This window comes from Kitasatospora sp. NPDC048194 (genome assembly GCF_043202455.1).
Taxonomy (GTDB): domain Bacteria; phylum Actinomycetota; class Actinomycetes; order Streptomycetales; family Streptomycetaceae; genus Kitasatospora.
Genome location: NZ_JBIDAK010000008.1, coordinates 85867 through 97932, shown reverse-complemented (window position 1 = coordinate 97932; position 12066 = coordinate 85867). Strand labels below are relative to the sequence as shown.

11 protein-coding genes are annotated in these 12066 nt (G+C 74.6%); 7 read left to right on the top strand and 4 right to left on the bottom strand.

Annotation, left to right across the window (positions count from 1 at the left end):
* Nucleotides 1-59 precede the first annotated feature (59 nt).
* The 4 genes from ACGF07_RS12995 to ACGF07_RS12980 are packed head-to-tail and all read left to right on the top strand — an operon-like array spanning nt 60 to nt 1833.
* The gene (locus tag ACGF07_RS12995) at nt 60-452 is read left to right on the top strand and encodes a hypothetical protein (RefSeq protein ID WP_392897963.1); all 393 of its coding nucleotides are present in this window, start codon (nt 60-62) and stop codon (nt 450-452) included.
* Nucleotides 449-859, top strand: a complete 411-nt coding sequence (locus ACGF07_RS12990; RefSeq protein WP_392897960.1) for a hypothetical protein — start codon at nt 449-451, stop codon at nt 857-859. The genes ACGF07_RS12995 and ACGF07_RS12990 overlap by 4 nt, the downstream gene beginning before the upstream one ends.
* Before the next feature lie 18 nt (nt 860-877).
* A complete protein-coding gene (locus tag ACGF07_RS12985; protein WP_392897958.1) occupies nt 878-1561 on the top strand; it encodes a hypothetical protein in 684 nt (227 codons plus the stop codon).
* A 56-nt stretch (nt 1562-1617) separates the two neighbouring features.
* A complete protein-coding gene (locus ACGF07_RS12980) occupies nt 1618-1833 on the top strand; it encodes a hypothetical protein (protein WP_392897955.1) in 216 nt (71 codons plus the stop codon).
* A 143-nt stretch (nt 1834-1976) separates the two neighbouring features.
* On the opposite strand, the gene ACGF07_RS12975 is transcribed toward ACGF07_RS12980, so the two are convergent.
* On the bottom strand, nt 1977-4121 hold the full coding sequence (locus tag ACGF07_RS12975; RefSeq protein WP_392897952.1) for an ATP-binding protein: 2145 nt from the start codon (nt 4119-4121) through the stop codon (nt 1977-1979).
* A 303-nt stretch (nt 4122-4424) separates the two neighbouring features.
* Here ACGF07_RS12975 and ACGF07_RS12970 point away from each other — a divergent pair, with 303 nt between their 5' ends.
* Entirely contained in the window at nt 4425-5120 is a 696-nt protein-coding gene (locus tag ACGF07_RS12970; RefSeq protein ID WP_350736329.1) for a response regulator transcription factor, read from the top strand.
* Between the two features lie 74 nt (nt 5121-5194).
* On the opposite strand, the gene ACGF07_RS12965 is transcribed toward ACGF07_RS12970, so the two are convergent.
* Together ACGF07_RS12965 and ACGF07_RS12960 are read right to left on the bottom strand one after the other, a co-directional pair.
* Nucleotides 5195-6931, bottom strand: a complete 1737-nt coding sequence (locus tag ACGF07_RS12965; protein WP_392897949.1) for an acyl-CoA dehydrogenase family protein — start codon at nt 6929-6931, stop codon at nt 5195-5197.
* A 59-nt stretch (nt 6932-6990) separates the two neighbouring features.
* Nucleotides 6991-7539, bottom strand: a complete 549-nt coding sequence (locus ACGF07_RS12960; RefSeq protein ID WP_350736335.1) for a PadR family transcriptional regulator — start codon at nt 7537-7539, stop codon at nt 6991-6993.
* Nucleotides 7540-7728: 189 nt separating this feature from the next.
* On the opposite strand from ACGF07_RS12960, the gene ACGF07_RS12955 reads away from it, so the two are divergent.
* Nucleotides 7729-8199, top strand: coding sequence for an SPW repeat protein (locus ACGF07_RS12955; protein WP_350736338.1), 471 nt, complete (start codon nt 7729-7731; stop codon nt 8197-8199).
* Between the two features lie 87 nt (nt 8200-8286).
* Here ACGF07_RS12955 and ACGF07_RS12950 read toward each other — a convergent pair whose 3' ends face one another.
* The gene (locus tag ACGF07_RS12950) at nt 8287-9693 is read right to left on the bottom strand and encodes a class II fumarate hydratase (protein ID WP_392897946.1); all 1407 of its coding nucleotides are present in this window, start codon (nt 9691-9693) and stop codon (nt 8287-8289) included.
* Nucleotides 9694-10090: 397 nt separating this feature from the next.
* On the opposite strand from ACGF07_RS12950, the gene ACGF07_RS12945 reads away from it, so the two are divergent.
* The gene (locus ACGF07_RS12945; RefSeq protein ID WP_392897943.1) at nt 10091-12055 is read left to right on the top strand and encodes a cholesterol oxidase substrate-binding domain-containing protein; all 1965 of its coding nucleotides are present in this window, start codon (nt 10091-10093) and stop codon (nt 12053-12055) included.
* Nucleotides 12056-12066: the final 11 nt, after the last annotated feature.

Genomic DNA, 12066 nt, shown 5'->3' with positions numbered 1-12066 from the left:
GGACGGTGGTCCGCAGAGGCGGACAGCAGAGCCGCCCTCGACCGGAAGGAGCGCCCGCCATGCCGGGCACCGTCATCACCGACCTGCGGCGCCGCGGCGCCGTCGACCCCGGCCGCCTGCTCGCCGGCCCGCTGCGGGCCGTCGGCCTGCAGCGGCTCGAACCGGGCCGCAGCGCCGCGGTGACCGCCGACGGCGTCGAGCACGCGCTGTACGTCACCGCCGGCTCCGGCCTCGCCGCCCTGCCCGAGGACGCCGTGCACCCGGACCACCCCGACGCCGGCCTTCCGCTGGTCGAGGGCACCGCCGTGGTGCTCCCGCTCGGCTCGCGGACCGTGCTCACCGCCGGGACGGCCGGGCTGGAGTACTTCCACGCCGTCCTGGCCGCGCCCGCCCTGACCGGAGCCCCGCCCGGCGGGTGCGAGGCCCCGCCCGAAGGGGGTGACCCCAAGTGATCGTCACCACCGACACCGGCTCCGCGATGGTCCTCCTCGGCCCGAACGGCGAACGCGTCCGGATCCGCTCGCTGGCCCGCCGCACCGTGCTGACCAGCGCCTGCGAGTCCTTCGACCACCTGCGGCTGAGCCCGGGCGCCCGCCACGAGCTGCCCGGCCGGCCCGACGCCGAGACCGTCCTCCACGTGCTGCGCGGCGCCGCCGTCGTCGGCCGACTCCCCGGCGAACCGGACCACCTGGCCTCGGACGGGGACCTGCTGCTGGCCCGGCGCGGCCACGCCCTGCACCTGGAGGCCGGACCGCTCGGCGCGGAGCTGCTCTGCCTCACCCTGACGGCGCCCCTGCACCGCGCCGGGACCCGCGCCGCCCTCGCCCGACGCCGCGCCGAGCGCCGCAACCGCCCCTGACGCCCCCCGGAGGTCCCAGTGATCCTCGTCCCCGCCGCCGTCCCCCGCACCGCCCCCGTCCTCCAACGGCTGATCGATCCCGACCGGCGGCCCGGTGTCCGCGCCGCACTCACCGTCGAGACCCTGCCGCCCGGCCTCCACCTGGCGCAACGCCCCCGCGAGTCCGTCGAGTCGGCGACGGTGGTGCTCTCCGGCCGGCTGTCCGCGGCCGGTCGGGTCCTGTTCCCGGGCCAGCTGCTGCACCACCCGCCGGGCAGCAGCCACCGGCTCACCGCCCTGCCCGGCTCACCGGCCGCCGTGCTCACCGTCCGTCCCGTCCCGTCCGCCGCGGCCGTACCCGCCCAACGCGGTGGCACGGGGGCGTACGGCCCCGTTCGGCGCATCGCCGTGGACACCGTTCGACTGGCCGCCGGCGCCGAGTTCCGGCCGTGCGCGGAACCGGCGGCGGACGCCTTCCTGCTGCCGCTCTCCGGTGCCGGCGGCCTCCTCGGCGGTGACGGCGGTGAAGCGCTCCTCCTCCCCGGTGACCTGGTGTACGTCCGGGCCGGGGAGCGGTACGTCCTGCGGGCCGGCGCGGGCGGACCGGTCACTGCCGTCCTCGGCCGGATCGGCCTGCTGGACATCGCCCTGCTGGACGCGGTTCCGGGACCGGGCCGGGACACCGAGCCCATGCGGTCGGGGCTCGGACGTCCGCAGAGTTGAGGCAGGGCGATCGAGCGATCGGATCGGCCGTTCGGAAGAATCAGGAGGACCCCCTCATGGCAATGAACAGTGTGACCAGGACGATCTGCCTGGCCTCCGTGATCGCCGGTGTGATCGCGGTCGTCACGGTGCTGCGCCACGCCTGTGCCACCTCTGCGTCCGGCTCCGGTACCGGCACCGACTCCGGCGCCGGCGGCGGCTCGCAGGCGGCGGACGGCCACATCGGCTGCCCGCCCGGCGGTTGCAGGGACGTCCCGGACCCGGACCAGTAGCCCCACCACACCGCCGCCCACCGCCCCCCACCCGCCCCCTACCGCCCCCGGCGCAACCAGCGCCGGGGGCGCCGACTGCGGTCGGCCGCCGCCGATCGCGTCAGCCGCGCCGGCCGCCGCCGTCAACCGTCAGCCGTAAGCCGTCAGCCGGTCGTGCCGCCCGCGTCCGCCGCCTGCTCCCCGCCGCCCGTCCCCGTCGAGCGCGGCAGCACCGCCAGCACCTGCGTCCCACCGGACCGCGCCAGCGGCCGGACGACGCAACTGCCGCCGATCTCCGTCGCCCGGTCCGCCATCGAACGCAGCCCCACCCCGCCACCACGACCGCCGTCCGGATCCCCCGACCCCGCGGAGCCCTCCCGGTACCCGACCCCGTCGTCCTGCACGGTGAGCACCAGCGCCTCCCCGTCGACCCGCAACCGCACCCGTGCCGACCTGGCCCTGGCGTGCCGCAGCACGTTGTTGAGCGCCTCCGCGGTGATCCGGTAGGCCGCGACCTCCACCGCGGCCGGCAGCTCCGGCAGCGGCTCCGGTTCGATCTCCGCGGTGACGGCCAGGCCGGTCCCGCTGAAGGTGGCCGCCAACTGCTCGACCGCCCGTGCCAGCCCGAGCTCGCCGAGCGGGGCGGGCCCGAGCCGGTCGGTGATCCGGCGGAGCTCGGTGATGGCCATCCCGAGGCCCTCCGCGATCCCGCGCAGGGTTGCGGCCAGTTCCTCGTCGGCGGTGGAGGCCGCGCCGTCCACCCGCAGCCGCAGGCCGGCCAGTGCCGGCCCGAGCCCGTCGTGGATGTCCCGCCGCAGCCACCGCCGCTCCTCCTCCCGCCCGGCGACGATCTGTTCCCGGCTGGCCTGGAGGTCCTCCTGGAGCCGCAGCGACGCGACGGCGGGCGAGGCCTGGTCGGCGAGCGAGCGCAGGATGTCGACGTCGCTGGCCTCCAGCCGCTCCTCGCCCGCCCGCAGCCCCACGGTCAGCTCGCCGATCGGCAGTCCGTTGTGCACCAGCGCGAAGCCCCGCGTCCGGCCGTCCAGCCGGCCGGCGGTGGCGAGCGTGCGCCGGCCGGCCCGGGTGGTGACGGCGAGGGTGACTCCCGGCAGTCGCAGCTCCTCGGCGACCGTCGCGCACAGCGCCTCCGGCAGCCGGGCCGGATCGACCACCTGCCGCACCCGCCCCGCGAGCGCCCGCAGGACCTGGTACGGCTGCGCGCGCTCGCCGTAGTACAGCCGGTCCACCAGGGACACGGTCCGTCGGGCCGCTCGCGGCAGGGCCGCGCCCAGCGCGTAGACCAGCGCGATCAGCAGCAGCGCCGCCCCGCCGCGCCCCGGCAGCAGCCAGCTGGAGAGCAGCGCGGCCGCGGCCACGAAGAGCACGGTGACGCCGGTGGCCAGCAGCAGCCCGATCAGCACGCTGCGCGCCGCCCGGTGCAGCCGCCAGCCGTGGTCGCGGATCACCAGCAGGCCGATCCCGACGGCCCAGACCGCCCCAGCGGCGGCGAACAGCGAGTAGCTGAGCCAGTAGTGCTCGGTCAGCGTGCGTTCGTAGAAGTCCTGCGCCCCGGCCCACAGCAGGTAGGCGCCGAGCATCGCCGCCACCCGCAGCCGGTGCCGTCCGGCCTCGACGGTGCCGGGCTGCGGACCGGCCGGTCGCAGCAGCCGCACCAGCAGGACCGCGGAGGCGAGCGCGACCAGGCACTCGCCGATGAGCAGGTCGTGGTCCCAGAGGGTGTTCACGACGGTGCGGAACAGGTGGCCGGGCGGGTTGCCGGCCAGCGGGTTGGGCCGCCCGTGGAGGGTGGCGCTGTCCAGGGTCCAGGCCGTCACCGGAATCACCCAGAGCGCGACGGCACCGATGTACCACCACCAGCGCCGGGTGGTCAGCCGGCCGGCCGGCAGCCAGAGCGGCAGAGTGTAGAACAGCGTCACGTTCACCACGAGGCACAGCGCGTCGAAGGCGGCGGTCGCGCCGAGGATGCCCGGATCGGTGACCTCCACCCAGACGGGTGCGTCCGCCGCGTACGGCAGCACCAGGGTGAGCGCGTAGACGAGCAGCACCCAGCCGAGCGGGCTGCCCGGGCGGTGGGCGTGCAGCAACATCCCCGCCCCCGCGGTCGGCAGCGCGTAGACGAGCACGGCGAGCAGGTCCCGGGGGCGGGAGACGCCCGGCTCGCCGAGGTGGACGAGCACGTAGCAGGTCCACAGCGTGGCGACGACGAGGCAGACCGCCGTGGCCACCGCCGCGGCGGTGAGCTGCCTCTCGGCCGGTGTGCGGCGCCGGGGAACGGTCACCGTGGTCATGGCACCACCTCGCAGACGGACCGGAGCGGATCGGTCGGGACGGATCCCGGCGGGGCGGCGGCAGGCCCGGCGGTCCTCCGGGCGGTACCCCGGCAGCCCTCCGGGCGGTCCTCGGCGGGACGGACCGCCGGTCGGCGGGTCCCGCACGGTCGCTCCAGTCTCGGCCGCCCGGTGTCCCGGGCGCCTGAGGCAGCGGTCACGCATCCCGTGCGGGACGCCGGGGCCCGCCTCGCCCCGCCGTGCGGACGACGTTCCGAGCATGTCACGGAAAGTCACCGCAGCTTCGCTGCTAGTGTCGGCCGGGTGGATGAACAGCAGCCGGCGGCACCTCCGGACCCGGCGGGCCAGGCCCCGTCCGTCCGTGTGCTGATCGTCGACGACCACCCCCTGTTCCGGGAGGGGCTCAAGGCGGCGCTGGAGAGTGCCGAGGGCGTGTCCGTGGTGGCCGAGGCCGAGCGGGTCGCGGACGTGCCGGAGGCGGTCGAGCGCCACCGCCCCGACGTGGTGGTCATGGACCTCTCGCTGCCCGACGGCTCCGGGCTGGAGGCCGTGCGCCGGCTCTCCGCCGGGGAGCCGGCGCCGCCCGTCCTGATGCTGACGATGTCGGACGACGACGGCAACCTGCTCGCCGCCCTCCAGGCCGGTGCCCGCGGCTACCTGGTCAAGGGCGCCGGGCGGGAGGAGGTGCTGCACGCGGTCCGCACCGTGGCGGCGGGCGGCGCCGTGTTCGGCGGCGAGGTGGCCGGGCGGATCACGGCCCTGCTCGCCGGGGCGAGGATGCGCGAGGCGGGGCAGCTCTTCCCCGAGCTCACCGCCCGCGAGGCCGAGGTGCTGGACCTGGTCGCGCGCGGCTACGACAACCGGCGGATCGCCCGGGAGCTGGTGGTCGCGGAGAAGACCGTCCGCAACCACGTCACCCACATCTTCGAGAAGCTGCACGTCGCCACGCGGGCCGAGGCGGTCGCCCGGGCGCGCGACATGGGGCTCGGGGAGCAGTGAGCCCGCCCGGGCACCGGTGATCCGGGGGTGCCGGCCCGCCGGCCGGCACCCCCGGGGTCCTGCGGGTACGGGCCCTACGGCTGCATCTCGTACGCGCCGGAGAGCGCCTCCACCCGCGCCCAGACCTTCGCCGCGCGCTCGGCGTCCGCGACCGGGCGGCGCACGTTCGCCAGCGCCCAGGCGGCCTGCTCCTCGGTGGTCGACGCCTTGCCGTGCAGCTCGGTGGCGTGCGCGGAGAAGTCGCGGACCAGCGCGTCGAAGACCTGGTCCAGCACGTCGGCCGGCAGGCCGGTCAGCTCGGCCTGCTCCAGCACCAGCTGGCCGTAGACGATCAGCGCGAACAGCTGGCCGATCTCCAGCAGGAAGTCCAGGTCGGCCTGCTGCTCCTTGCTCGGCGCGTGCTTGAGCAGCAACTCGCAGAAGCCGTCGGCCTGTTCGCGGAAGCGGGCGACGTTCGGCAGCTGGGCGTTGCGGTCGTAGGCGGCGCGCCAGTCGTGGAAGCGGATCGCACCGAGGCCGCGGGCCGGGCCCTGGCGGAACAGGAACGCGTCGTCGGCGGCGTCCAGGCGGGTCGGCACCGGCGCGTAGTCGGCGGGCGCGAACAGGTAGTTGCCCATGAACTTGAGGATCAGCGCCAGGTTGACGTGCACGGTGCCCTCGAGCTTCGGCAGGCCGCGGATGTCCTTGGCGGCCTTGTCGAAGTAGGTGTCCGCCTCGAAGCCCTTGGCCGCGATGACGTCCCACATCAGGTCGATGACCTTCTCGCCCTCGGTGGTGACCTTCATCTTGGTCATCGGGTTGAAGAGGAGGTAGCGGCGGTCCTCGGGGGAGGCGGTGCGGAAGTAGTCCACGGCCCGGGCGCTGAACAGCTTCATCGCGGCCAGGCGGGCGTACGCGTCGGTCAACTCCCGCCGCACGTGCGGGAAGTCGGTCACCTTCCGGCCGTACAGGACCCGGTTGTGGGCGTGCGTGACAGCCTCGTACATCGCGTGCTCGCAGATGCCGACGGAGGCGGTGCAGAGGTTGAACTTGCCGACGTTGACGGTGTTCAGCGCGGCGTCGAAGGCGGCCTGGCCGGTGTGCAGCACGTCCTCGGCGCGGACCGGGTAGTCCTCCAGCCGGAACTCGCTGACGTACATCTGGGCGTTCACCACGTTCTTGACCAGGTGGTACGCCTCGTGGCGGCTGTCGGCGGCGAAGAAGACGTAGCCCTCCGGGCCCTCGACGTCCGAACGGCGGCCGAAGACCGAGACCAGGCCGGCCACGTTGCCGTTGCCGATGTAGTACTTGGAGCCGGTCGCGGTGAAGCCGCCCTCGCCGTCCGGGGTGAGGATCATGTCGGTGGAGTAGATGTCGGCGCCGTGGGTGCGCTCGGACAGGCCGAACGCCATCACGTGGCCCTCGGCGAGGAGCCGGGCGGCGCGGGCCCGGACGGCCTCGTTCTCGCTCTGCCAGACCGGGCCGAGGCCCAGGATGGTGACCTGCCAGGTGTACCAGTAGCCCAGGCCGTAGAAGCCGAGGATCTCGTTCAGTTCGGCGATCCGCGCGGTGTCCCAGCGCTTGGCCGGGTCGGCCGCGGTGGGGGTCAGGAACTCCGCGAACAGGCCTTCCTCCGCCGCGAACTCGAGGAAGTCGGCGTACCAGCTGCGGTCGATGTAGGTGTCGATGAGCGCCTTCTTGCCGCGGGACTCGAACCAGTCGACGGTCGCGCGCAGCAGACGGCGGGTCGGCTCGTCGAACTGGGCGGGGTCGTAGGTGCGCGGGTTGAAGAGCATCACGGGCTCCCGGGGGTCGAGGGTGGGGAGTGGCATGGGGTACCGGCGGTGGTCGGGCCGGCCTGCGGGGACCGCCTTGCGGGCCCCGGCGGCCGTCAGCCTCCGGCGGAGAGGCGGCGCAGCGTGGCGAGCACGTCGTCCAGCCAGGCGAGGGTCATCCGCTCGTACTCGATGCCGCCGCGCAGCACCACGTGCTGGAGCTCCTGCCGGGTGTCGAGTGCGGAGAGGTCGGGGAAGTCCCGCTGCTCGCCGTGCAGGTAGCGGGCGAGCAGGGCGGCATGGCTCTCGCGGTGCCGCTCGACCTCGGAGATCAGGGCGCCCGGGTCGTCGAAGGCGGCGGCGCGGATCTTGACCGCGAGCTCGTGCCGCACGGTCTCCGGTTCGACCGGCTCGCGCAGCCAGGCGGCCAGCGCGTCCCGTCCGGGCCCGGCCGCCGAGTAGACCTTCTTGTCCGGGCGGCCGTCCTGGGCGACCTCCTGCGCGGCGATCCAGCCGTCCGCCTCCATCCGCCGCAGCACCCGGTAGATCTGCTGGTGGGTGGCGGTCCAGAAGCGGCCGATGGACCGGTCGAAGCGCCGGGCCAGCTCGTAGCCCGAGCCGGGCTGCTCCAGCAGCGAGACGAGGATCGCGTGCTCCAGTGCCATGCCCGCATCCTGCTATGCAACGAGTTGCATAGGCAATGGGCCCGCGGAGTGGTGAGACGCAGCTCACCGGCGTGACCGGATGGTTATCGGTCATTCCCGACTATCAGGTGCAAAACCATGGAGAAGAGCCAGAATGGGTACGGGGCATGACCCCCCTTCCATGGTCCGGAACCACAGGAGGTGGTATCGGTGGCAACCCATATGCCGACCGGCATGGAGCACCACCCGGACATCGTCGAACTCCGGGAGCACTACGAGCGGGTCACCTCGACCCCGCGGGCCCAGGGCGTGGAAGCCCTGGCCGTCCTGGCCGGCCTCTTCCTCGCGGCGTCGCCGTGGATCGTCGGCTTCACCGCGTTCAGCACGCTGACCGTGACCTGCCTGATCGTGGGCCTGGCCTACACGCTGCTGATGGCCGGCTACGGCTCGGCCTACGAACGGACACACGCACGGGCCTGGGCGGCCGCCGCGCTCGGTGTGTGGACGATCATCTCCCCCTGGGCCGTCTCGGGCTCCGTCGCACACGGCAAGAACATCGTCACCTGCGTCATCGTCGGTGCGGTGATGTTCCTGCTCGGCCTCGCGGCGATCTCGATGGCGACGATCACGTCGAACGGAGCAGCGATGCGGCGCGGCCGCGCCGGCCGCGCCAAGGGCTGAACCTCCCCGCAGCCCGTGTCCGGGGCACGGAGGGCGCGAGCCCCCCGCGCCCCGGCGCACGTCCGCCCGGGAACGGTCGTGCCGGCCCTACGGGTGCGTCATCCGCAGCACGTCCAGCGCCCGGTCGAGCTGCTCCTCGGTGAGGTCGCCCCGCTCGACGTACCCGCGCTCCAGCACCACCTGACGGATCGTCTTCCGCTCGGCCAGCGCCTGCTTGGCGACCTTCGCCGCCTCCTCGTACCCGATGTACCGGTTCAGCGGCGTGACCACCGAGGGCGAGGACTCCGCGTACTCCCGTGCCCGTTCCACGTTGGCGGTGATGCCGTCCACCGTCCGGTCCGCGAGCAGCCGGGCGCTGTTGGCGAGCAGCCGCACCGACTCCAGCACGTTGCGGGCGATCACCGGGAGCATCACGTTCAGCTCGAAGTTGCCGCTCGCGCCGGCCAGCGTCACCGTCGAGTCGTTGCCCACCACCTGGGCGGCGACCATCAGCACCACCTCGGGCAGCACCGGGTTCACCTTGCCCGGCATGATGGACGAACCCGGCTGGAGGTCCGGCAGGTTGATCTCGCCGAGGCCGGTGCGCGGGCCGGAGCCCATCCACCGCAGATCGTTCGCGATCTTGGTGAACCCGACGGCCACCGTGCGCAGCTGACCGCTCAGCTCGACCAGCGCGTCGCGCGCTCCCTGCGCCTCGAAATGGTCCCGGGCCTCGGTCAGCGGCAGGCCGGTGGCGCGCGCCACCTCCTCGATCACGGCCGCCGGGAAGCCGGGCGGGGTGTTGATGCCGGTGCCCACCGCCGTGCCGCCGAGCGGCAGCTCGGCGACCCGGGGCAGCGTCGCCAGCAGCCGCTCCCGCCCGTGCCGCACCTGCGCCGCGTAGCCGCCGAACTCCTGGCCGAGGGTGACGGGCGTGGCGTCCATCAGGTGGGTGCGGCCCGACTTGACCACCTGCGCGAACTCGACGCTCTTGCGCTCCAGGGCCTCCGCCAGGTGCTCAAGGGCCGGGATCAGGTCGTGGGTGACGGCGGCGGTCGCGGCGATGTGGATCGAGGACGGGAACACGTCGTTGGACGACTGGCTCGCGTTCACCTGGTCGTTCGGGTGGACGGGCCGCCCCAGCCGCTCGCTCGCCAGGGTGGCGATCACCTCGTTGGCGTTCATGTTGGACGAGGTGCCGGAGCCGGTCTGGAACACGTCCACCGGGAACTGGTCGTCCCACCGGCCGTCCGCGACCTCCTCGGCCGCCGCGGCGACCGCCGCGGCCGTCTCCTCGTCCAGGACCCCGAGGCGGGCGTTCACCCGGGCCGCGGCCGCCTTGATCCGGGCCAGCGCGGCGATGTGCGCGCGCTCCAGCCGCTGGCCGGACACCGGGAAGTTCTCCACCGCCCGCTGCGTCTGCGCCTGCCACTTCGCGGCGGTCGGCACCCGCACCTCGCCCATCGAGTCGTGCTCGACCCGGTACTCCTGCGGCCTCTCCCGCTCGTCACCCATCGCGCGCTGCACCTCCTGTACGGGCCGATCGGCCCGGTCACGGGTCACCGGCCGACGGATCCGTTGCGGCCCGTCGGTCCGCCGATCCTCCGGTCTGCCGATCATGGCAGCCGCGCGCGGGCCCCGGGTATTCCACCCGCGGACGACCGATCCGGCAGCCGTACCACGCGCCGGGCACTGGGCCACCGGCTACCACTGACCCCCTGCCTCCGCGGGTGAGGTTCGCAGCCGTTCGTCACATGATCACTCGAAGGAGTGACATCCCGGCCGGTTCGCTCAGACGGCTGTGCGGTGCTTCGTACGCTCCTGGGCGGGGCCGGGCGGACACCGGCCCACCCCCGAGGCGCCGCGGCGCGGCCCGGGGGCACCAGTGCGGGGGCGGAGGGGGCGGACCGGGATGGCCACAGGGCGGACGGAACGGCACGGGGACGGCGAGGCGGACGGCCCGGGCCGGGGCCGGCGCGGCCGTGGCGGCGGGGAGGCCCCCGGCCGGGGGAGCGGCCTGAGCCGGCGGCAGCTGCTCGGCGCCTCGGCCCTCGGCGGCGCGGCCTGGCTGCTGCGCGGCACCGTCGGTCCGGACGGCGCCGAGGCCGCCACGCCCGTACCGCCCGGGCTGCCCGCCGGCACCGAGCTCTACCAGCGGGTCTTCCAGAACTGGTCCGGCGAGATCCGCACCGACCAGCTGTGGACCTGCGCACCGCGCACCCCCGAGGAGGTGCCGGCGCTCGCCGACTGGGCCCACGCCAACGGCTGGCGGCTGCGCGCCACCGGCTACCGGCACACCTGGGCGCCGCTCACCGTCGCCGACGGCACCCCGGAGGACGCCCGCGTCCTGCTCCTGGACACCAGCCGGCACCTCACCGCGCTCACCGCCGACTCAGCCACCACCGTCCGGGCCCAGACCGGCGCGAGCATGGAGGCGCTGCTCGCCCATCTCGCCGACCGCGGCCTCGGCCTGACGGCCTGCCCGGCCCCCGGGGACCTCACCGTGGGCGGCGTGCTCGCCATCGGCGGCCACGGCACGGCCGCCCCCGCAGGCGGCGAGCTGCTGCCGGACGGCCACGGCTACGGGTCGGTCAGCAACCAGGTGGTCCGGCTCACCGCTGTCGTCCTCGACCCCGCCACCGGCCGCTACGCGCTGCGCACCTTCGACCGCGCCGAGGCGGACAGCGCCGCCTTCCTGGTGCACCTCGGACGGGCCTTCCTCACCGAGGTGGTGCTGCGGGCGGGGGCCGACCGGCCGCTGCGCTGCGTCAGCCGGCTCGACATCCCGGCCTCCGAACTGTTCGCCCGGCCCGGCTCCGGCGGCGGTTCCGGCAGCGGCGGCGGCCTGCTCGGGGGAGTGCTCGGAGGAGTGCTGGGTGGCGGTCCGTCGGGCGGCGCCGGCCCGCGCACCCTCGCCGACTTCGTCGAGCGGGACGGCCGGGTCGAGGCGATCTGGTTCGCCTACACCGAGTACCCGTGGCTCAAGACCTGGACCGTCACCCCGACCAAGCCGCTCGCCTCCCGGGCCGTCGACCAGCCGTACAACTACCCCTTCTCGGACAACGTCCCGGAGCCGGTGGCCCGGCTGGCCGGCCAGATCGTCGGCGGCGCCTGGGCCTCCGCCCCGCTGTTCGGCCAACTCCAGTACCTCGTCGCCAAGGTGGCGCTCACCGGCGACCTCACCGACGTCCTGCTCTCCGGCGGACTGCTGCGCGACCTGCTCACCGGCGACCTGATCACCCACCTGCTCGCCGGAGGACTGCGCTCCGACCTCTGGGGCCCGTCGCGCGCCCTGCTGCAGTACGTCCGGCCCACCACCCTGCGGGTCACCGCCAACGGCTACGCGGTCCTGGCCGCGCGCGCCGACCTGCAGTGGGTGGTCAGTGAATTCGCGGACCAGTACCGAAAGTTGCTCGCCGAGTACCAGGCCCGGGGCCAGTTCCCGGTGAACGGCGCGGTGGAGATCCGGGTCACCGGCCTGGACGACCCCGGGTACGCGGGCGTCCCTGGTGCCCGGCCCCCGCTGCTGTCCGCGCTGCGGCCCCGGGCCGACCAGCCCGACTGGGACACCGCGATCTGGCTCGACGTGCTGGCCTTCCCCGGCACCCCCGGCCTGGAACGCTTCGCCCGCGACCTCGAGCAGTGGCTGCTGCGGACCTTCGACGGCACCCGGGCGGGCCTGCGGGTGGAGTGGTCCAAGGGCTGGGCCTACACCGCCGACGCGGCCTGGTCCGACCCGGACGTGATCGGCCGGGTCATCCCGGACAGCCTGCGGTCCGGCGGCGGGCCGGGCTGGGACGAGGCGGTCGCCGTGCTGGACCGGTACGACCCGCACCGGGTGTTCGGCAACCCGTTCCTGGACGGGCTGCTGAGGTAGCCGGCCGGGGC